Source organism: Micromonospora sp. NPDC023633 (assembly GCF_040640035.1).
GTDB lineage: Bacteria > Actinomycetota > Actinomycetes > Mycobacteriales > Micromonosporaceae > Micromonospora.
In genome coordinates, this window is the sequence record NZ_JBFABB010000001.1 from 139747 (window position 1) to 160297 (window position 20551).

General features: G+C 72.3%; 14 protein-coding genes and 2 pseudogenes. 6 read left to right on the plus strand and 10 right to left on the minus strand.

Going from position 1 to position 20551, the window contains the following annotated elements:
- Positions 1–6: 6 nt before the first annotated feature.
- A complete protein-coding gene (locus AB0G13_RS00725) occupies positions 7–1059 on the plus strand; it encodes a ParB/RepB/Spo0J family partition protein (protein ID WP_357866822.1) in 1053 nt (350 codons plus the stop codon).
- Positions 1060–2589: 1530 nt separating this feature from the next.
- Positions 2590–3183 (plus strand): annotated as a pseudogene (locus AB0G13_RS00730) (hypothetical protein); the annotation flags it as partial.
- A gap of 299 nt (positions 3184–3482) precedes the next feature.
- On the opposite strand, the pseudogene AB0G13_RS00735 reads toward AB0G13_RS00730, so the two are convergent.
- A pseudogene (locus AB0G13_RS00735) lies at positions 3483–3578 on the minus strand (IS5/IS1182 family transposase); the annotation flags it as partial.
- 187 nt (positions 3579–3765) lie between these two features.
- Here AB0G13_RS00735 and AB0G13_RS00740 point away from each other — a divergent pair.
- Complete coding sequence (locus AB0G13_RS00740) at positions 3766–4503, plus strand: VOC family protein (RefSeq protein ID WP_357866825.1); 738 nt, start codon at positions 3766–3768, stop codon at positions 4501–4503.
- Between the two features lie 142 nt (positions 4504–4645).
- Here AB0G13_RS00740 and AB0G13_RS00745 read toward each other — a convergent pair whose 3' ends face one another.
- Complete coding sequence (locus AB0G13_RS00745) at positions 4646–5644, minus strand: D-alanine--D-alanine ligase (RefSeq protein ID WP_357866828.1); 999 nt, start codon at positions 5642–5644, stop codon at positions 4646–4648.
- Positions 5645–5651: 7 nt separating this feature from the next.
- Positions 5652–6965: a PLP-dependent aminotransferase family protein gene (locus tag AB0G13_RS00750; protein ID WP_357866831.1), complete on the minus strand. Its 1314-nt coding sequence runs from the start codon at positions 6963–6965 to the stop codon at positions 5652–5654.
- Positions 6966–7257: 292 nt separating this feature from the next.
- Here AB0G13_RS00750 and AB0G13_RS00755 point away from each other — a divergent pair, with 292 nt between their 5' ends.
- The gene (locus AB0G13_RS00755) at positions 7258–7923 is read left to right on the plus strand and encodes a GNAT family N-acetyltransferase (protein WP_334604379.1); all 666 of its coding nucleotides are present in this window, start codon (positions 7258–7260) and stop codon (positions 7921–7923) included.
- 56 nt (positions 7924–7979) lie between these two features.
- Here AB0G13_RS00755 and AB0G13_RS00760 read toward each other — a convergent pair whose 3' ends face one another.
- The 7 genes from AB0G13_RS00760 to murJ form a co-directional block, all read right to left on the minus strand.
- On the minus strand, positions 7980–9143 hold the full coding sequence (locus tag AB0G13_RS00760) for an N-acetylmuramoyl-L-alanine amidase (protein ID WP_357866835.1): 1164 nt from the start codon (positions 9141–9143) through the stop codon (positions 7980–7982).
- Positions 9144–9293: 150 nt separating this feature from the next.
- Positions 9294–9617 (minus strand): thioredoxin, encoded by a 324-nt coding sequence (trxA, locus tag AB0G13_RS00765; protein ID WP_088996685.1) that lies wholly within the window; start codon positions 9615–9617, stop codon positions 9294–9296.
- 29 nt (positions 9618–9646) lie between these two features.
- Positions 9647–10600: a thioredoxin-disulfide reductase gene (trxB, locus tag AB0G13_RS00770; RefSeq protein WP_357866838.1), complete on the minus strand. Its 954-nt coding sequence runs from the start codon at positions 10598–10600 to the stop codon at positions 9647–9649.
- 179 nt (positions 10601–10779) lie between these two features.
- Positions 10780–11859: a hypothetical protein gene (locus AB0G13_RS00775; RefSeq protein WP_357866841.1), complete on the minus strand. Its 1080-nt coding sequence runs from the start codon at positions 11857–11859 to the stop codon at positions 10780–10782.
- A complete protein-coding gene (gene sigM, locus AB0G13_RS00780; protein ID WP_357866844.1) occupies positions 11856–12647 on the minus strand; it encodes an RNA polymerase sigma factor SigM in 792 nt (263 codons plus the stop codon). The genes AB0G13_RS00775 and sigM overlap by 4 nt, the downstream gene beginning before the upstream one ends.
- Before the next feature lie 43 nt (positions 12648–12690).
- Positions 12691–14295 (minus strand): protein kinase family protein, encoded by a 1605-nt coding sequence (locus tag AB0G13_RS00785; protein WP_357866846.1) that lies wholly within the window; start codon positions 14293–14295, stop codon positions 12691–12693.
- A gap of 461 nt (positions 14296–14756) precedes the next feature.
- Positions 14757–16508 carry a murein biosynthesis integral membrane protein MurJ gene (murJ, locus tag AB0G13_RS00790; RefSeq protein ID WP_357866849.1) on the minus strand — a complete coding sequence of 584 codons (1752 nt, stop codon included), beginning with the start codon at positions 16506–16508 and terminating at the stop codon, positions 14757–14759.
- Between the two features lie 133 nt (positions 16509–16641).
- Here murJ and AB0G13_RS00795 point away from each other — a divergent pair, with 133 nt between their 5' ends.
- Positions 16642–18096, plus strand: coding sequence for a CCA tRNA nucleotidyltransferase (locus AB0G13_RS00795; protein ID WP_357866852.1), 1455 nt, complete (start codon positions 16642–16644; stop codon positions 18094–18096).
- A gap of 261 nt (positions 18097–18357) precedes the next feature.
- Complete coding sequence (locus AB0G13_RS00800) at positions 18358–20376, plus strand: S8 family serine peptidase (protein WP_357866855.1); 2019 nt, start codon at positions 18358–18360, stop codon at positions 20374–20376.
- Positions 20377–20551: the final 175 nt, after the last annotated feature.

A 20551-nucleotide genomic window follows, 5' to 3' on the forward strand; every position in this document is an offset into this window, starting at 1 on the left:
CGTGGCATGAAGAACCGTCCTCGGGGCGGTCTGGGACGGGGCCTGGGGGCGCTCATCCCGACCGGGCCGGCGCCGACCGCCGTAATCGAGCCGAGCGAGGCCGCCGAGCCGCCGGTGACGGCCGAGCCGTCGGCCGGTGTCGCCGCCGGTGCGTCGGTGGTGGAGGCGGTGCCCGCCGCGGCGAGCCCGTCCGCGACGGCGCATCCCGAGCCGTATCCCGAACTCAGCCCGGTGCCGGGTGCCCGGTTCGCCGAGATCCCGGTCGACGCGATCGTGCCGAACCCGAAGCAGCCCCGCCAGGTCTTCGACGAGGACGCTCTGGAGGAGCTGAAGACCTCGATCCAGGAGGTCGGCTTCCTCCAGCCGATCGTCGTACGGCAGCTCGACGAGGAAAAGTACGAGCTGGTCATGGGCGAGCGGCGCTGGCGGGCCGCGCAGGCCGTCGGGCGGGAGAGCATCCCGGCGATCGTCCGGGACACCCGCGACGATGCCATGCTCCGCGACGCGCTGCTGGAGAACATCCATCGGGCGAACCTGAACCCGCTGGAAGAGGCCGCCGCGTATCAGCAACTGCTCGACGAGTTCGGCGCCACCCACGAGGAACTCGCCCGGCGGATCGGGCGGAGCCGGCCGCAGATCTCGAACACCATCCGGCTGCTCAACCTGCCCGCTCCGGTGCAGAAGCGGGTCGCGGCCGGCGTCCTCTCCGCCGGTCACGCCCGGGCGCTGCTGAGCCTCGATGAGGCCGAGGCGCAGGAACAGCTCGCGCTCCGGATCGTCGCCGAGGGCCTCTCGGTCCGCGCGACCGAGGAGATCGTCGCGCTGGCCCTGAGCGACGGTACGAGCAAGAAGGAAGCGGCCAAGCGTCGCCCGAAGCCCCACGCCCCCGCCCTCACCGATTTGGCCGACCGACTCTCCGACCGGTTCGACACCCGCGTGAAGGTGGACATCGGCCGGAGCAAGGGCAAGATCACCATCGAGTTCGCGACGGTCGACGACCTGGAGCGGATCGTCGGCATCATCGGCGTCGGCCAGGAGGAGGAGGAGCCGGAGGCCTGATCCCGCCAGGGCCTTGCTCCACGCTCGGTTCAGCGCCGCAGCGAACGCAGCACCGCCGGCCGCGTGACCCCCCGGGGCACGCGGCCGTTCCATGCCAGCGGATCGAGCCGCCGGTCGCCACGTCGACTCGCGCGTTCGGGAGCTGGAAGGACGGCCGGCGTTTCACGTGAAACGTGGGACGCGGGTCGGGACGGTGCTTGAGCCACCCTGGCCGTTTCACGTGAAACCCGACCGCTCCCGGTGGCCTGCGATGGCCGGCTCGACCCGAACCGAGGGCGAGCCTTCTCAACCCGCCCGATCATCCGAAGGGCGCCATCCGTGCCGGGGTCGCGACGTCCGGGGCGGAAACGCCGCTCTCGAAGGGACGACGCCGAAGGTCCGGCGCGGTGACTCAGCCGCCCCGCCCTCGGCGTCCTCAGCGACCGTTGAGGCCCAAGCGGTTGGTGCCGGTACCCCACACGGGCACCACATGCTCGGTGGAGCGGTTAGCGACCGTGAAATCCCGAGTCGACTCGCCGGCCCTGTCCGCCGGCTCGCCGCCCCTGTCCGATTACCGCTCCGCAGACCGCAGCTCTCCATCCTCGCTTCCCAAAGGCCCATGCCCCGGCGTGCCCGGCGGTCGCAGCCTTCCCTGCGGTCTGAGCGCTCCCAGTCCCCGGCGGTCGCAAGCTCCCGGCCGTTCCTGCCCGTCCCCGCGTCCTTCGGCCGTCCCTGCTTCCTTGCGGTCCCAGCATCCACGGCGTTTCGGTTTCTCCTTGCCGTTCCCCAGCCGTCCCGGGGTTCCTGCGTCCCCGCCTTTCCAACGTTCCGACCGCTCCCGGCGGTCCCAGAGTCCCCAGAGCCCCCAACGTCCCCAACGAACCTCGCCGCGCCGGCGTGGAGCGGGCGGAGACAACAAGGAGCCCTGAAGGCGATCACGCCAGCCGCTCGCCGGGCGGACGCCACGCGAAACGGGAGGAGGGAACGACCGCCCACGCCGGCGGGCTCTGGCGACGACAACCACGGCGACGGGCGGCAGTAGCGCGGAGGCCCACCAGAGCGTGAAGTCAGACGGCGCGACGTGAGCGGTGCGAGTGGGTCCCGACAAAGACGCGCAGCGCGTCTGTCGTCCTCCGTCCCCACGCTTTCCGGCCAGGTTCCGGCCAGCCCCTCGACGTCCCCGATCTCCTACGGCACGCCGAGCAGCGGACGGCATCGGCGGTGGCTGACGAGCGACGAGGAGACACGTCTGACATGCCTCCGGTTTCACGTGGAACCGGCGAGTGCGACCCGGCGAAGCGATGCGCCACCACGCCCGAAGTTATCCACAGCGGTTATCCACAGGCTGCCCCGTTTCACGTGAAACCCCGCGTGGAACGGGGTGGCAGCCTGTGGATGACGCCGTGTGTCCGGCGTCTCATCGGCCCGTGGGGGCCTGTGGATAGCTGTGGACAGAGCCGCTCCGCGTTGCCGCGTGATGGCCGGATCAGCGCGGCTTCGTGGATGGATCGGGGAGGGACAGCGGTGCCGGAAACGGTTAGTGTCAGCGTCGTGCGCGACACCCCTCCCTCAGTTCCGGACTTCACCCAGTGGCCGTCTTTTCCCTTCGAGGGCGACCTTCGCGTCAAGCAACTCGATGATCCGGTCCCGGTCGAGCCGCTCCGCAAGGGCGAGGGGCACCGGGAATGCACCGCCTGCAACGCCCCCGACGACGCCTACATCTGGGTGGGCGAGCGATGGCGGGTACGCGCCATGGACCGCCCCACCGGGTTGCCGATGGTGTTGATCCTGGAATCCCGTTCGCACCTGGACCTCGGCGACCTGCCGAATCTGCTGGCCGCCGAGCTTGGGGTGATGACCGTGCGGCTGGAACGGGCCATCCGGTCCCTCGACGGGGTCGCCCGGGTGCACGTCAACCGCTGGGGCGACGGCTCGGCGCACCTGCACATGTGGTTCCTCGCCCGGCCCTACGGGCAGCTCCAGCTGCGGGGGACCTTCCTCTCCCTCTGGGACTCCATCCTGCCGCCCATCTCCGAGGCGCAATGGCGAGAGAACCTCGCCATGGTGGCCGCCTGGCTGGCGGAGTTCGGCGGTCGCCCGCTGGCCGAGCCGCCGCGCATCCAGTGGCAGACGCCGTCCAGCTTCACCGGACAGCCCACGGTCGAAGCCGCCCCGCTGGAGGGCGAGGCGGTGTCCGTGATCGAGTCCGCCGAGGAGACCCCGCCGGCCGAGGAGACGGACGGCGAGGCGTCCGAACGGTCGGGCGCCTAGGGCCTGTGTCGAAGCCGGTCACAGCCACTCGTCGATGGCGGCGAGGTGAATGGTGGCCTCGTGGCGCACGGCCAGCTTGTCGAGGCGGGTGGCCACGGCCCGATTGCGCGTGAGCCGGTTGATCCCGCACTCCACGACGTGACGTTGCTGTTGGAGGTGCGGGTCGAAGACCGGTGGCCGGCGGTCAGCATGATGGCGAGGGGTTTCTGGCCTCCTCGCATCCCAGGGTGCGGCTTCGTGGTCAACCCGCCGCGGGAGCGGCCGAGCGCGTGTCGCCCGGCTGGACGCTGACGCCGCCCAGGTCACCGCCAGGAGTTCACGAGATCTCCGGTCCAGGGTTCTGCCTGGTCGCTGAACCAGCTACCGGAGACCTCGCCATATGCCGACCTTGGCCACGTCGAACGATCACTCCAGTCGGGCACCACCGCCGAATCGGCAGGCCCTAGCATTGCCGGCATGGCTACGCGGCTCGTGCAGATCAACATGAAGGCTCGGGACGACTCCGCGCTGGGCGGTTTCTGGGCGGAGGTGCTCGGCTGGGGAGTCTCCAGCGAGGGACCGGGCGTGACCAACCTCGAACCCGAGGGCTTCGTCTACCCCGACCCCGTCGCCGTCTGCCTCGACCTTATTGCCTCTCCGGAACCCAAGACGGTGAAGAACCGCGTGCACGTCGACCTCGCGACCACCTCGGCGGCCCATCAGGTGGAGATGGTCACGCGCCTGAAGGACCTCGGCGCAACACCTGCCGACGTAGGCCAGGGCGACGTCCCATGGACGGTCCTGGCCGACCCGGAGGGCAACGAGTTCTGCGTGTTGGACCCCCGACCGCTCTACCGAGACACCGGACCGATCGCGGCGGTGGTGGTCGACTGCGCCGATCCGCGAGCCATGGCCCGCTTCTGGGGCGAGGCCATGGACTGGACCCTGCACGAGGTGACCGACCACAACGCGGTACTGCGTTCCGCCAAGGGCGTCGGCCCATATCTGCGGTTCCTCCGCACAGCCGACGTGAAGACCGGGTGGAACCGCGTCCATCTCGACGTCCGCCCATACCCAGGTGACGACATGGAGGCCGAGGCGGCCAGACTGCGGGCTCTCGGCGCCACCGCCGTCGACCTGGGCGAAGCCGATGTCCCGTGGACCGTTCTCGCGGACCCGGAAGGCAACGAGTTCTGCCTCCTCACCCCAGCCTGACCCGAACCCTCGTCAGCCGCTCACCACGGCCACCAGTCCGTACTTCGCGACGGGCCCCAGACGCGCGCCAGACCCTCACCCGAGGAGGTATTCCGGGGCGGCCGCACGCGGCCCATGCCGGCTACGGCGGCGGATCGGTCGATCAGGGGTGCCGGGTCGCGGCGCGGGCCACCAGGGTTCCGACCATCCTGCCGAAGTCCAGACCGGCGGCCTGGACCGCGAGCGGTAGCAGCGAGGTTTCGGTCATCCCCGGCGAGACGTTGACCTCCAGCACGTGCGGCCGCCCTGCGGAGTCCACGATCAGGTCGACGCGGCTCAGGTCGCGCAGGCCCAGCGCGGTGTGCGCGGCCAGCGCGACGTCGGCCACCGCGCTGGCCACCGCCGGCTCCAGCCGCGCGGGCGTGTGCCAGGTCGTCCGGCCGGCGGTGTAGCGGGCGGCGTAGTCGTACACCCCGTTGCGGGGCACGATCTCCACCGCCGGCAGGGCGCGCGGCCCGTCGCCCAGGTCGACCACGGAGACCGCGACGTCCATGCCGGGCACGTACCGCTCGACCAGCGCCGTGGAGTCGTACGCGAAGCAGCCGACCATCGCGGCCGGCAGTGACGCGGCGTCCCGGACCACGGCGGCGCCCAGCCCCGAACCGCCCTGGGCGGGCTTCACCATGAGCGGCAGCCCCAGCCGCTCGACGATCCGGTCCAGCACCGCCACGGCGCCCAGCTCGGAGAACCGGTCGTGCGGAAGGGCGACCCAGTCCGGGGTCGGGATGCCCGCCTCGCGGAGCACCGCCTTGGCCGAGGGCTTGTCCCAGGCGAGCCGCGACGCCCGGGCGTCGCACCCCACGTACGGGATGCCGCAGAGGTCGAGCACGCCGCGCAGCGACCCGTCCTCGCCGGTGGCGCCGTGCAGGGCGATCACCACGGCGTCCGGCGGATCGGCGGTCAGGGCCGGCAGCAGCGCCACGTCGGCGTCCCGCAGCTCGGCGTCCACCCCGACCGCACGCAGCGCGTCGAGCACCCGGCGCCCGGACCGCAGCGAGACGTCACGTTCGTAGGAGAGCCCGCCGGCGAGCACCAGCACCCGCAGGTCGGCGGTGACGGCGGAGTCGGTCACGACGGAACGGTCGGCAGCGGTGGGAACCATGCCGGAATCATGCCAAGTCGGGTCCCGGCGTGTCCGAGCCGGCCTGCCCGCGCCGCGCGCCGGGGCGGCCGACCGTGCCGAAGACCCGCCGCATGGCGATGTCCTGCTCCATCACGCCGGCCAGTCGGCGCACGCCCTCGCGGATCCGCTCGGGGGACGGGAACGAGAAGTTGAGCCGCATGTTGCCGCTGCCGGTGCCGTCGGCGTAGAAGCCGGTGCCCGGCACGTACGCCACCCGGGCGGCGATGGCCCGGGGCATCATCGCCTTGGAGTCGAGGCCGTCGGGCAGGGTCGCCCAGACGAAGAGGCCGCCGCCCGGCGTCGTCCAGGTCGTGCCGGCGGGCATCAGGTCGTCCAGCGCGGCGAGCATCGCGTCGCGCCGTTCCCGGTAGACCTCGCGGTAGACCTTCAGCTGCTCCCGCCACGGCATGGTGCCGAGGTAGGTGGAGACGGCGGCCTGCGCGTAGCCGCTCGGGCAGAGGATCTGCGCCTCGCTGGCGATGACCAGCTTGTCGCGGACGGCGTGCGGCGCGAGGATCCAGCCGACCCGCAGGCCGGGGGCGAAGGTCTTGGAGAAGGTGCTGAGGTAGAAGACCCCGTCGCGGCGCCGCGCGCGCAGCGGCGCCGGCGCGTCCCCCTCGAAACCCAGCTGACCGTACGGGTCGTCCTCGACCACGAGCAGGCCGGCGCGCTCGCAGATGTCGAGCACCCGCTCCCGCCGCTCCTCGGTCAGCGTCACGCCGGTCGGGTTCTGGTAGGTCGGGATGGTGTAGAGGAACTTGACCCGCCGGCCGGCGCGCGCCTGCTCGGCGATGACCGCCTCCAGCGCCTCGGGGACGAGCCCGTCGTCGTCCATCGGCACGTGCACGACCTGCGCCTGGGCGGCCTGGAACACCCCGAGCGCGCCGACGTAGGTCGGGCCCTCGGCGAGCACCACGTCCCCCGGGTCGAGGAAGAGCCGGGCCACCAGGTCGAGGGCCTGCTGCCCGCCCACGGTGACCACCACGTCGTCCGGGGACGCACCGCAGGCGGCGTCGATGCCGGAGAGCGCCATCACCTCGCAGATCCGTTCGCGCAGCTCCAGGGTGCCCTGGCCGATGCCGTACTGGAGGGTGGTGGCGCCGTGTTCGGCGCCGAGCCGGCCGAGCATCTCGCCGACCGCGTCGAGCGGCAGCGCCGCGATGTAGGGGGCACCGCCGGCGAGCGAGACCACCTCCGGCCGACTGGCCACCGCGAAGAGCGCGCGGATCTCCGAGGCGGTCATGCCCCGCACGCGGCGGGCGTACCGGTCGGTGTAGTCGTCGAGCGTCGTGCCGGTCATGACATCACCTCGATGGCTGCTCGGGTGGCTCCCGCCCCGGCGTACCCGGGACACCGGCGACCATGGCGACGCGGGACGCCGGTGTCGATCCTAGTCGCCGCCTGGCAGGACGCCACCGTGACGGGGACCGGCGTCCACATCGCGGACCCCGTTGGCGCCTCGGAAGGAGGGGCATTCGCGCGTCCCCTCCCGCGGCGTCCGTTTGCGGCGTACGATCGCTCGTCGGGGGCAGGAAGGCGGCGTTGTCGTTCCGTGCCGGTCTCACCTCCGAGCCTAATGTGGGGATGCACCAATGTCGCGACGTCTGGTCAGCTTGACCCTCGACACCCTGGAGGACCTGCCCCGTCCGTGCCGGCAGTGCGTCTACTGGGAGCTTGATCCGGTTTCGGCGGACCGGGCCTGTGCCGCGGGCGACCCGGGGCTGGAGAAGGAGGCCTGGGTCTCGCAGACGCTGCTGGAGTGGGGTTCCTGCGGCAAGCTCGTCTACGTCGACGGCATGCCGGCCGGCTTCGTCCTGTACGCCCCACCGGCCTACGTGCCCCGCTCGATGGCCTTCCCCACCTCCCCGGTCTCCGCCGACGCCGCGCTGCTGATGACGGCCAACGTGGTGCCCGCCTTCGCCGGGGGCGGACTGGGCCGGATGCTGGTCCAGGGCGTCGCCCGGGACCTCACCAAGCGCGGCATCAAGGCGATCGAGGCGTTCGGCGACGCCAAGTTCGGCGACGCGGCCGACCCCGCCGGCACCTGCGTCGCCCCGGCCGACTTCTTCCTCTCCGTGGGCTTCAAGACGGTCCGCCCGCACCCGCGCTTCCCCCGCCTGCGGCTGGAGCTGCGTACCGCGTTGAGCTGGAAGTCCGACGTCGAGTACGCGCTGGAGAAGCTGCTCGGCTCGATGAGCCCCGAGACGCTGCTCCGCCCGGTCCGTCCGGCCCCGGCCACCCGCTCGACCGTGGGCTGACCCCGCGCCGGCGCGTCCGGTCAGCGGCGCGTTCCGGGCAGGAGACGGCAGGCGGCTCAGTCCACCACCGTGCCGGCGGCCACCACCGCCCGCAGCTCGCTCACGTCGATCGAGCCGGTGGGCACGTCCCGCTCCACGGGGAAGTACATCCGCTGCACGGCGGCGACGATGGCCTCCACCACCCTGTCCCGGAACCGGGGGTCGACCAGCCGGGCGCGGTCGGCGGGCGAGGTGAGGTAGCCGACCTCGACGCGTACGGCCGGCATCCGAGTCAGCCGGAGCAGGTCCCACGCCTTCGCGTGCGTACGGCAGTCGCGCAGCCCGGTACGCGCCACGATCTCCCGCTGCACCAGCCCGGCCAGCCGCTCCCCGGTCGCCGAGGTCACCCCGTTGTCGGTGCCGTAGTGGTAGGTCGCCACCCCCTCGGCCTCCGGGTTGGCGTGCCCGTCGAGGTGCAGCGAGATGAACACGTCGGCGCCGAGCGAGTTGGCCAGCTCCGCCCGGCCGACGTCCGGCAGGCAGTCCTCCGGGGCCGGCCCGCGGGTCAGCTGCACCCGGACGCCGGAGGCGGCGAGCCTGCCCTCCAACCGGCTGGCCAGGTCGTGCACGAGATCCGCCTCGGTCCACCGCAGCGACCCGTCCGGCACCACCACGCCCGGGTCGGTGCCCCCGTGTCCGGGGTCGATGACGACGGTCCGGCCCACCAGCGTCGGGCCGGACTGCCGGATGGCGTCGGACTCGCGCAGCCACTGCGGCCGCCCGCCCACGACCTTGCGGCCGAGCCGGCGCAGCGCGTTCATGGTGTGCGGACCGCACGAGCCGTCGGGCGTCAGCCCGACCTCGCGCTGGAACTGGGCGACCGCCCGGGACGTCCGTACGCCGTAGATGGCGTCCGCGCGGCCGACGTCGTACCCCATCTCCAGCAGCCGTTCCTGGAGCGAGCGGACGTCCTCGCCGGTGAGCGGCTCCGGGACGGCGTGGTAGAGCGTGCGGGCGCCGAGCCGCCAGCGGGCGGCGTCCAGGGCCCGCCAGGTCTCCGCACCGACCCGGCCGTCCACGCTGAGCCCCCGGGACTGCTGGAAGGCCCGCACGGCCCGTTCGGTGTGGGTGTCGAACTCGTCGGCGTCCGGTGCCGTCGGGACGAGCAGGTCGAGGCCGGTCAGCACCGTACGGATCTCGGTCACCGCGGGTCCACGGTCACCGGGTCGGATCGGACGCACGCACGACCCCCTCTGCACGGACGGTTGCTGGCCGGGCGGCCCCGGGTTGAGGTTATGCGCTCCGAGGGCTCCGGGTGTGGCACGTCGGGAAAAACGCGTCGACCCCGTACCCGGCGGACCGGGTACGGGGTCGACGCGCGTCGGTGCTGCTCAGAGCGCCGATTCGATGAGCTTGACGAGCTCGCCCTTCGGCTTGGCGCCGGCGATCGACTGCACCGGCTCGCCGTTCTTGAAGACGGTGAGGGTCGGGACCGACATCACCCGGTAGGTGCGGGCGGTCTCCGGGTTCTCGTCGATGTTGAGCTTGACGATGGTGACCTGGTCGCCCATCTCGCCGGCGATCTCCTCCAGCAGCGGCGACACCTTGCGGCACGGGCCGCACCACTCGGCCCAGAAGTCCACCAGAACCGGCTTGTCGGACTTCAGCACGTCGGCGGCGAAGCTCGCGTCGGTGACCGACTTCGTTGCTCCCACTATGACCCTCCTCCGGGAATGTTTCGGTTTCAGCCCTGCAGCGTGGCGATGAAGCGCTCGGCGTCCAGCGCGGCGGCACAGCCCGTGCCGGCGGCGGTGATCGCCTGCCGGTAGGTGTGGTCCACCAGGTCGCCGGCGGCGAAGACGCCGGGCACGCTGGTCCGGGTGCTCGGCGCCTCGACCTTGACGTAGCCCTCGTCGTCCAGCTCCACCTGCCCCCGGAAGAGCTCGCTGCGCGGGTCGTGACCGATGGCCACGAAGACGCCGGTGACGTCGAGGACCTTGGACTCGCCGGTGTGCGTGTTGCGCACCCGCACCCCGCAGACCTTGCCGTCGTCGCCGAGGATCTCCTCGACCACGGTGTTCCACTCGACCTTGATCTTGTCGTTGCTCAGTGCCCGCTCGGCCATGATCTTGCTGGCCCGGAAGGAGTCCCGGCGGTGGATGATGGTGACCGAGTCGGCGAACCGGGTGAGGAAGCTGGCCTCCTCCATCGCCGAGTCACCGCCGCCGACGACCACGATGTGCTGGTTGCGGAAGAAGAAGCCGTCACAGGTCGCGCAGGACGAGACGCCGTGGCCCAGGTACTCCTGCTCGCCGGGCACGCCGAGCGGACGCCACGCGGAGCCGGTGGAGAGGATGACCGCCCTGGCCCGGTACGCGGTCTGGCCCACCCAGACGGTGCTGACGGCGTCGGAGCCCAGGCTGCCGGTGTCCTTCAGCTCGACGCGCGTCACGTCGTCGGTGAGGAACTCCGCGCCGAACCGCTCGGCCTGCTTGCGCATGTTGTCCATCAGCTCGGGGCCGAGGATGCCGTCGGCGAAACCGGGGAAGTTCTCCACCTCGGTGGTCGTCATCAGCGCACCGCCGGACTGCACGCCCTCGATGATGAGCGGCTTGAGGTTGGCGCGCGCCGCGTAGACCGCCGCCGTGTAACCGGCCGGCCCGGAGCCGATGATGATCAGGTTGCGGACCTCGTCCACTGCCGTCTCCCGATTGTGTTGTTCGCCATCGGCGCGCACCGATGCCGATCCGATGCCGACGCCCCTCGCGGTGCCGGCACTTCGATGTGCAGAACGTCATCGTACGAACCGGGGATTCCCGAGCCGGTCATCCGGTGGGTCAGGTCACGTGGACGGTCAAACGCCCGGTGGCCGCGAATTCACCCTACCCGCGTGCGGTAGCGGCTGTCCGAGCCGGACCCGGGCACACCGCATTCCGGCCCGCTCGCCCAGGCCCAGCGCGCTCCCGTGGCGTCGGTGAAGCGCACGATCAGCGCCGGGCGGCCCTGGAACCGGGCGTAGTCGACCACGTCGACCACCAGCGGACCGTTGCCGTGCTCGGCCTTGATCTCGCCGATGCAGGCCCCCAACGCGGCGGGGTCGGTGAGCCGGTCGAGCCCGGTGGCGGAGCCGGGCAGCCGCCCGCCCTCCGACTGGACGCCGGGCTGCTCCCCGGACGGACCGCGGGTGAACAACTGTGACTTCGGCGACGACGGCAGGGCGGCCAGGGACTCGGGTGTGTAGTCGGTTCCGCTGCGCACCGACGGCTCGCCGGCGATCCGGAACGGCGTGGCGGCGGCGGGGCCGACGTCCTCACGGTTCGCGGCGCCGGGCAACGCCGTGTCCGCGGCGCCGCCCAGCTGCTGGTCCCTGGTGAGCTGGCTGACGCCGAGCCCGACCGCCGCGATCGACACGGCGGCCAGCGCGACCGGCCCGGCCAGCCGGGTCCAGCGGCGCCGCCGTCGTCCCGGCCCGGTGGCTTTGCCGCGGCCCGGCTCCGACCGGGGTACGCCGGCGGGACGCCTGCCGGATCCGCCGAGCGGCTGCGTCGGCACCGCGCCGGCACCCGTCCTGACCGTCGGCTGGCCCTGGGCCGGCTGTTCCTCGGCGGACGCCGCGTCGTCTCCCGCGCCCCGGCCGCCCGCCCCCGAACGGTCCGGCTCGGAGTGGCCCGGCTCGGAGTCCGTGGTGCCGGGGCCGACCGCGGTGGCGTGGGCCAGCGCGGCGACGATCCGGTCGGCGACGTCGGCCGGCATCTCGGGCGCGGGCGCGCCCCAGGCGGCCAGGTCCGCGCGGACGTCCGCCACGGCCGGAGCCAGCAGCGCGTACGCCTGTGCCCAGGCCGCGTCCTCGTCGACCAGTCGGGCGACCAGTTCCTCGTCCGGGGTGCCGTCCAGCGCCCCGCCGAGGTAGTCGGCGAGCAGGTCGTGGTCGACCTCCCTGAACCCCCCGGCCGTCACGTGTCCTCCTGGTGGACATCCCGCCGGGACTGTCCCGACCCCGATCGGACGCCCTCGGGCGACCGCGGGTTCCCTCGGGTGACGGCCGGCACGTTCGGACCCGCCGTCGGGGCCGGCTCGGCCCGCTGCGGGGTGGACTGCGGCTCCGCCTGCTGCGGGGTCGGGCGGGGACGCAGGTGCCCGAGCTGCGTCGCCAGGCGGGCCCGGCCCCGGGCGCACCGGCTCTTGACCGTCCCCTCGGCCACGCCGAGGATCCGGGCCACCTCGGCGACGGGATAGCCCTGCACGTCGACCAGGATCAGCGCCGCGCGCTGCTCGGGCGGCAGCTCGGCGAGCGCCTGCCGGACCACGAGCGCCGTGTCGTGGTCCTGGACGGGGGCCGCCGGCTCGACGCCCCCGGTGCCGGAGTCGGTGTCCCGGACGCCGTCCGGCAGCGGCACCGTGGGGTGCGCCTGGCGGCGGCGGATCCGGTCCAGGCACGCGTTCACCACGATCCGGTGCAGCCAGGTGGTGACGGCCGAGTCGCCCCGGAACCGGCCGGCGGCCCGGTGGGCCGACAGCAGGGCGTCCTGGAGGGCGTCGGCGGCCTCCTCGCGGTCGCCGAGCGTGCGCAGGGCCACCGCCCAGAGCCGGTCGCGGTGCCGGTGAAAGAGCTCGGCGAAGGCGTGCCGGTCGCCGGCCACGTGGGCGTGCAGGAGGTCGAGGTCCGCCGGCCCGGCCGGCGGCGCCGACGACGCGACCGGCGGACCCACCGGTCCACCGGTCGTGCGTTCCCCGCGTACGCCCATCACCACGTCCGGCGGATGCGGTGCCCGGAGCGCGGTGGCCGACTCACGATCCCTGGACCGTGATCTCCTGGACCCCGAGCTTGTAGCCGCCGTCGCTCGCGGGCAGCTCGGTGATCCAGAACAGCAGGTAGCGGTACTTCTGGTCGGCGTTGAAGCCGTTGAAGGTCATCTTGGTGCCTTCGTGCTCCTCGAACGGCTGGCCGATCGCGGTCTTCTTGTAGTCCGCGAAGAGCTGGGCGTCACCGGAGGACGACGACGGCCGGTCGGTGGTGCCGGCGTAGAGCTGGGCGGAGGCGCCCCGGGCGGAGAGGAGGACCTGCACGGACTTGACCGTGTGCTCGCCGCCGAGGTCGATCCAGACCCCCATGCCCTGCTTGAGGTTGCCGAAGTTGGCGTGCCCGCGGTAGGTCTGGGTCTCCCAGCCCTCGTCCTCGTCGTTGTCGAACACCCTGTCGGCGTTCCTGACCTCGGTCCGGTCACCGTCCGGGTCGATGATCCGGGCGGCGCTGATCTTCAGCGGCCCGGCCGTGACGGCGGCCGGGGTGGCGTCACCGCCGGGCGCGTTCGACGAGGGCGCGGCGACGGGGTTGGTCTGTGGGCCGTTGTCGCCGCCGCGCAGGGCGGTGATGCCGATCAGCAGGCCGACCAGGGCGACCGCCAGCAGGCCGGCGATGCCGATCGCGACCTTGCGCCCGCCCGCGGCGGCCAGCGGCGACGGCTCCTCGCCGGTGTCGGGGGTGAAGCGCAGCGGGCCGCCGTTGTCCAGGAACTGCTCGTCGGCCGGCACGTCAAGCCGGGCCAGCTCGGCCGCGAGCACGTCCGACGCGGGCGGCTCGATCTCGGCGTCGAGCAGGTCCATGGTGAGGTCGTCGAGGTAGGCCGGCACGCCCGCCCGGACCTGCCGGGGGGCGGCGATCGCGCCGCCCGCGTCGCGGACCGCGTCGGGGATGGCGGCCCGGCCGTGGCCGGCGGTGGCGCCACGCAGCGGCGCCTCGGCGTGCGGCCAGTGCCCGGTCAAAGCGAAGTAGAGGACCCCGCCGATCGCGCGGACGTCGCTTTGCTGGCTGTCGGCGCCGTCGGTGCGCGCGTCGGCCAGCACCACCCGGCCGTCGTCGCTGATCATCACGGTGCCGGGGTGGACGTTGCCGTGCACCATGCCGGTGGCGTGCACGGCGGCGAGGGCGCTGGCCACCGCGTTGCCGATGGTGGTGGCGCGGGCCGGGTCCAGCGGGCCGTCGGCGACGAGTTCGCGCAGCGACCGCCCGTCGACCCACTCCCGCACCACGTACGCCCGCTCGGCCTCGTCGATCGCGTCGTAGACGCCGACCAGGTTGGGGTGGATGACGCGGCTGGCCGCGACGGCGCCCTGGAGCATCTCGGTGGCCGAGTCGCCACCCGGGTAGCGCAGCACGACCGCGACGGGACGGCGCAGGATGACGTCGACCCCGCGCCAGACCAGCCGACCCGCGCTGTCGTTGTTGATGTGCTCGACCAGCTCGTAACGCTCGGCGAGGATCTCACCGGCCGTGGGAGCACCGAAGGTCTTGACCTGAGGAACGCTCTCCTCCGCCTCCTGACCCTCGCCGACCTGGGTCACCCGTCCTCCCTCGGTGATCGTGTCGATCGATGGACCCGCGCTGCTGGGCATGTGGCTTCCCGCTCTGCCTTCGAAGGAACCGGCCGACCGGTGTCGACGCGGAGCGTCGGCGCCTGCCGTACCCGTCGAGAGCGACCTTACCTGGGTTGGCGGTCTCCCCGACATGTCATCTTCGCGCCGCTCCCGGGCCGAGCTGCCGGTAGGCGACCGGCCTGTCCGGTTGCTCCCGTTGTCAGCCACGTTGCTGGCACATGTACTGGCCAATCTAGAGGTTGACCACAAGCACCCACAGGGAGGGGGCCGGCCGGTGTGGCGATCGCGCCGACATCGCCGGGGTTCCCCCCGACCGGCCCACCATGCTCAGCCGTACGGCTGGTTATCCACAGGCCGATCCGGTGGCTGAGCGGTGAATCGCGGAGTTATCCACAGGCGCATCCCCAGGCTGGTGATCCTCGTTCACAGAGAGTGCAGTCCGCCCGCAGGGCGCCGCCGCCCAGAAAGACGGGTTTCGGTCAGCGGCCCAGCCGGCGGCGGACCATGCCCACGACCTCGGTGATCTCGCCGATCCGCAGCACCATCGCCAGCCCGAGGTACGTCCCGCCGATCACCCCGCCACCGACGACGAGCTGGACGACGGCCTCCAGGCGGGTCGGCGTGTCGTCGCCCGGCAGCAGCTTGACCACGATCAGGCCGACCACCGCCGCGCCGAGCGCCGCGACCGCGACCCGTCCGCCGGTCCGCATGATCTCGCCGAGGCCGATCCGGCCCACCCGGGGGCGCAGCAGCCAGGCCGAGGCGATGGCGGCGGCCAGGTAGGAGACGGCGTTGCCGATCATCATGCCGGCACCGGCGAAGGTCGCCGAGAAGGCCACGAAGAGCACGATCTGCACCCCGATGCGGAGCGCCACCACCGGGATGTTGATCAGCGCCGGGGTGCGGGTGTCCGGCAGGGCGTAGAAGGCGAAGGTGAAGAGCTGGCTGACCGCGAACGGCACGAGGGCGAGCGCGGCGGCGAGCAGCACCACCGACGTCGCGGTGGCGTTGTCCTCGCTGAAGGCACCGAACTTGAACAGGGTGAACGCGATCGGGGTGGCGAGGACGGCGTAGCAGACCGCGATCGGGGCGAGCACCGCGGTGACCGTCCGGGTGCCCCGGGACAGGTCGGCGGCCAGGTCCGCGTACCGGCCGTCGGCGGCGGCGGCGCTCATCCGGGGCATCAGCGCGGTGATGATCGACACGGCGATGATGCCGTGCGCCGTCATCAGCAGCAGGAAGACGTTGTTGTAGATCAGCGGACCGGCGGCGTTCTCCCGGCCGGCCCGGTTCAGCAGGTTGAACAGCACGATCAGGCCGATCTGGCTGACCGCGACGTAGCAGAACATCCACGCCCCGAGCCGGCCCAGCTCGCGCAGGCCCAGCTCCCGGAAGTCGAAGCGCAGCTTCCAGCGGAAGCCGACCTTGCGCAGCGCCGGCAGCAGTCCGGCGGCCTGGATCGCCACGCCGAGCAGGGTCCCGCCGCCGATCAGCAGGATCCGCCCGGTGGTCATGTCCTCCGGCCGGATGATGTCCGCGCCGAAGATCGCGATGTAGAGGCCGGCGGTGGCGATCACCACCAGGTTGTTCAGGATCGGCGCCCACATCGGGGCGGCGAAGTGACCCCGGGTGTTCAGCACCGCGCTGATCAGCGCGCTGAGGCCGGAGAAGAAGATCATCGGCAGCATCAGGCGGGCCAGCGCCGTGACCAGGTCCGAATAGCCGTCGGTCGACTCGCCGCTGCCGTAGAGCCAGGTCAGCGTGGAGGCGAACCCGACCGCGAGCAGGGCCGCCACGCCGAGGGCGAGCACCGCCAGGGTGAGCAGCCGCTGGGCGTACGCCTGGCCGCCGTCCGCGTCCGACTTGCGCCGGCGCACCAGCACCGGGATCAGCACACTGGTGAGCACGCCGCCGAGCAGGAACTCGTAGACCATCCCGGGCAGGATCTGCGCGGTGGTGTACGCGTCACCGACCAGTGCGCCGCCGAGGGCCGCCGCGATCACCAGGTTGCGCAGGAAGCCCGTACCCCGGCTGACGAGGCTGCCGATCGCCATCACCGCGCTGTTGGTCGCGGCGCTGGCCTCGCCCACCTGCTCCTGCGGTGGCGCGGTCGACTCCATGGCCGGCTGGTTGAGCGGCTCGGCGGAGATGAACGTCGCGCCGTCCGACGGCCGGCCGGGCGCGGCGCCTCCCTGGGCGGCGTTCGCGCTGCGGTAGAGACCGCCGCTCATCTTGTCGCCTCCAAGGCAGAGAGGTAGTCGGAGCCGGGGCACGGCCCGCACGTCACAGACGATAGTCAACGGCCACCCGATACCCGCGCCCGGCGGACCACATCCCCACCGGGACCGATAGGCTGGCGCTCCCATGTCCGACGCCTCCGCTTCCCACGCCGCCGACCGCCGCGAACTCACCGCCGCGCAGCGCAACGCCGTCGCCGAACTGCTCCGGGTCTCCCCGGTCGCCGACGAGTTGGGCCGCCGGTTCGCGCGGGCCGGCCACGAGCTGCACCTGGTGGGCGGTTCCGTACGCGACGCCCTGCTCGGCCGCCTCGGCGACGACCTCGACTTCTGCACCGACGCGCACCCCGACGAGACCCTGCGCATCGTGCGCGGCTGGGCCGAGTCGATCTGGGAGACCGGCCGGGAGTTCGGCACCATCGGGTGCCAGCGCGACGGGCTGCGGCTGGAGATCACCACCTTCCGCGCCGAGTCCTACGACCAGGTCAGCCGCAACCCCGTCGTCGAGTACGGCACCGATCTCGCCGAGGACCTGAGGCGGCGCGACTTCACCATCAACGCGATGGCGGTCAGCCTGCCCGAGCACCGGTTCACCGACCCGCACGGCGGGCTGGACGACCTGGCCGCCAAGGTGATCCGCACCCCGGGCACCCCGGCGGAGTCGTTCGGCGACGACCCGCTGCGGATGCTGCGCGCGGCCCGGTTCGCCGCCCAGCTGTGCTTCGTGGTGCACCCCGACGCGTACGCGGCGATGACCCGGATGGCCGGCGACCTGGACCGGATCACGGCCGAGCGGATCCGCGACGAGTTCACCAAGCTGCTCTGCGGCGCGGACCCGATCACCGGGCTGCGGCTGCTGGTCGACACCGGCCTCGCCGAGCGCTTCCTGCCGGAGCTGACCGGGCTGAAGCTGGAGATCGACGAGCACGCCCAGCACAAGGACGTCTACGAGCACACCCTCACCGTGGTGAGCAACGCCGTGTCGTACGAGACCGAGGGGCCGGACTTCATCCTGCGGATGGCCGCGCTGATGCACGACGTCGGGAAGCCGGCGACGAAGGCGGTGGGCACGGACGGCCGGGTCAGCTTCCACCACCACGAGGTGGTCGGCGCCCGGCTCACCAAGGCCCGGATGAAGGCGCTGCGCTACCCGAAGGAGACCACCTCCAAGGTCACCGCGCTGGTGGCGCTGCACCTGCGTTTCTACGGCTACGGCCGGGGCGAGTGGACCGACTCGGCGGTGCGCCGCTACGTCGCGGACGCCGGTGACCTGCTTTCGCGCCTGCACAAGCTGACCCGGTCGGACTGCACCACCCGCAACCGGCGCAAGGCGGCCCAGCTCGCCGCCGACTACGACGCGCTGGAGGAGCGGATCGCCCGGATCGCCGCCGAGGAGGACCTGGCGCGGGTCCGGCCCGACCTGGACGGAAACGCCATCATGGAGTTGCTGGGCGTACCGCCGGGGCCCGTGGTCGGGGAGGCGTGGAAGCACCTCAAGGAGCTGCGCCTGGAGCGGGGCCCGCTGGACCGCGACGAGGCCGAGGCGGAGCTGCTGCGCTGGGCCCGCGACAGGGGACTGTAGCGCGGACCCGGTGCCGATTCCGGCCGGCGCCCTCCGACGGCTGGGCGCACCGCTTCGCGCGGCGAGGACGCAACGCCGGCGTATCGACCGAATGGCCGACGCGGCATCTACTGATCATCACTGATGATGGGGCGGAATCCTCCAGCCCTCCGAGTCCGGCAGCGGCTGGCCGTACGACCGGTTCCGCATCCACAGCGGACGGTCTTCCGAATCAACGGGGAGTCATTTGTGAGACGTCGTGGCGTTGCACGCCGCTCAGCGGTGGCGGGCCTGCTTCTCGCCTCCGCGACGTCCATCGCCGTCGCCGGTTCCGGCGGCGCGGCGATGGCCGAGCCCGCCGAACCGACCCGGGCGCCCGTGCGCGGCGCCGAACCGGGCGGGGTCGTACCGGGCCGCTACATCGTCGTCCTCAAGGACGGCAAGGCGACACCGAGCGAGACCCGGGCCGCCGCGTCCGCGCTCGCGCAGAAGAACGGGGGCAAGGTACGCAAGGTCTTCACCAGCGGCCTGCGTGGGTACTCGATGGAGGCCAACGCGGGTCAGGTGAAGCGGCTCTCGCTGGATTCGCGGGTGGCCTACGTGGAGCCCGTCATGCGGGCCTCCGCGACCGGGACCCAGACCAGCCCCCCGTCCTGGGGCCTGGACCGGATCGACCAGGTGTCGCCGAAGCTGGACGGCTCCTACACCTACCCCAGTACGTCGGCGGCGGGTGTCACCGCGTACGTGCTCGACACCGGCATCAACATCGCGCACCAGGACTTCGGCGGCCGGGCCAGCTACGGCTTCAACGCCATGCTGGACCGCACGTCCACCGAGGACGCCAGTGACTGCAACGGGCACGGCACGCACGTGGCGGGCACGGTGGGTGGCACCAGGTACGGCGTCGCGAAGGACGTCAAGCTGGTCGCGGTGCGGGTCCTGGACTGCGAGGGCTTCGGCACGACCGAGGAGCTGCTCAGCGGCATCAACTGGTTGACCGCGAACGCCGTCAAGCCGGCCGTGGCGAACATGAGCCTCGGCTTCGGCGGCAACGTCCAGGCGGTCGACGACGCGGTGAGTGCCTCGATCGCCAGCGGCATCACCTACGCGGTCGCCTCGGGCAACTCCATGCAGGACGCCTGCGAGGTGAGCCCGGCGTCGGTGCCGGCGGCGATCACGGTCGGCGCCACGGACAAGATCGACGCGCGGGCCTGGTTCTCCAACTACGGCAGCTGCGTCGACACGTTCGCGCCGGGCGTCAGCATCACCTCCGCCACCATCGGCTCCACGACGGGCACCGAGACGCTGAACGGCACCTCGATGGCGTCGCCGCACGTCGCCGGCGCCGCGGCGCTGAAGTTGGCGGCGAACCCGACGTGGAGCCCGTCGCAGGTGCGCAACAGCATCGTGACCGGCGGCCTCTCCGGCCCCGTGCACGACGCGCAGGGCTCGCTGGACCGGTTCCTCCAGGTCGGTACCGCGCCGGTGGCCCGCAGCTCGTACGGGCTGAAGGCACGGATCAACCAGAAGCTCGTCACCGCGGAGAGCTCCGGCACGAAGCCGCTGGTCGCCCGCGGTACCAGCGTGGGCGCGTGGGAGAAGTTCGACGTCGTCGACGCCGGAAGCGGGTACGTCGGGCTGCGCGCGCGGGTCAACGGCAAGTTCGTCGCCGCGGACGGCGCGGGCAGCAAGCCGCTGATCGCGGGCGCTGCTGCCATCGGTGAGTGGGAGAAGTTCCAGATCGTCCACAACACCGACGGCAGCGTCAGCCTCAAGGCGAAGGTCAACGGCAAGTTCGTCGTCGCGGACGCCGGGGGTACGCTGCCGCTGATCGCGAGCGCCACCGCCATCGGCGCCTCGGAGAAGTTCGACTTCGAGGCACCGAACCCGGTCATCAGCCTCAAGGCGTCGGTGAACGGCAAGTTCGTGACCGCGGAGAGCTCCGGCACGCTGCCGTTGATCGCCCGCGGCACCTCGGCCGGCGCGTGGGAGAAGTACGAACTGGTCTTCCTCGAGGAGGGCAGCTTCTTCACGCTGCGGGCCCTGGTCAACGGCAAGTTGGTGACCGCGGAGAGCGCGGGCGCGAAGCCGCTGATCGCCAGGGGCACCGCTGTCGGCCCCTGGGAGGTGTTCGACTTCGTCGACTACAACGCGGACGGCACCATCTATCTGCGTGCGTACATCGACGGGCAGGCGATCACCGCCGGTGCCAACCCGCTCATCGCGGACCGGACCATCGACTGGTCCAGCCCGACCCTGGGTCTCGGCACCGCACAGAAGTTCGCCGTCGGCGTCGTCTGACGGACCCCTTTGACACCCGCCGCGTCGGCCTCCCGGACGGCGCGGCGGGTGCCCGGTCCACTGCGGCGTCCGCCGGGGGCCACCCCCGGTAGGTGATCCACCGCCCCACCGAACGTCGGCGCCCGCCGAGCCGTTGCAGGAGCACGGCTCGGCGGGCGTCGTTCTGCCCGGCCCC

What these genes read in the sequence shown, in the direction of transcription:
- AB0G13_RS00725 (WP_357866822.1), top strand. Translation starts at nt 7, where the DNA reads ATGAAGAACCGTCCTCGGGGCGGTCTGGGACGGGGCCTGGGGGCGCTC.
- AB0G13_RS00755 (WP_334604379.1), top strand. Translation starts at nt 7,258, where the DNA reads ATGTCGCGACGTCTGGTCAGCTTGACCCTCGACACCCTGGAGGACCTG.
- AB0G13_RS00745 (WP_357866828.1), bottom strand. Translation starts at nt 5,644, where the DNA reads ATGGTTCCCACCGCTGCCGACCGTTCCGTCGTGACCGACTCCGCCGTC.
- AB0G13_RS00795 (WP_357866852.1), top strand. Translation starts at nt 16,642, where the DNA reads ATGTCCGACGCCTCCGCTTCCCACGCCGCCGACCGCCGCGAACTCACC.
- AB0G13_RS00785 (WP_357866846.1), bottom strand. Translation starts at nt 14,295, where the DNA reads ATGCCCAGCAGCGCGGGTCCATCGATCGACACGATCACCGAGGGAGGA.
- AB0G13_RS00750 (WP_357866831.1), bottom strand. Translation starts at nt 6,965, where the DNA reads ATGACCGGCACGACGCTCGACGACTACACCGACCGGTACGCCCGCCGC.
- murJ (WP_357866849.1), bottom strand. Translation starts at nt 16,508, where the DNA reads ATGAGCGGCGGTCTCTACCGCAGCGCGAACGCCGCCCAGGGAGGCGCC.
- AB0G13_RS00740 (WP_357866825.1), top strand. Translation starts at nt 3,766, where the DNA reads ATGGCTACGCGGCTCGTGCAGATCAACATGAAGGCTCGGGACGACTCC.
- sigM (WP_357866844.1), bottom strand. Translation starts at nt 12,647, where the DNA reads ATGGGCGTACGCGGGGAACGCACGACCGGTGGACCGGTGGGTCCGCCG.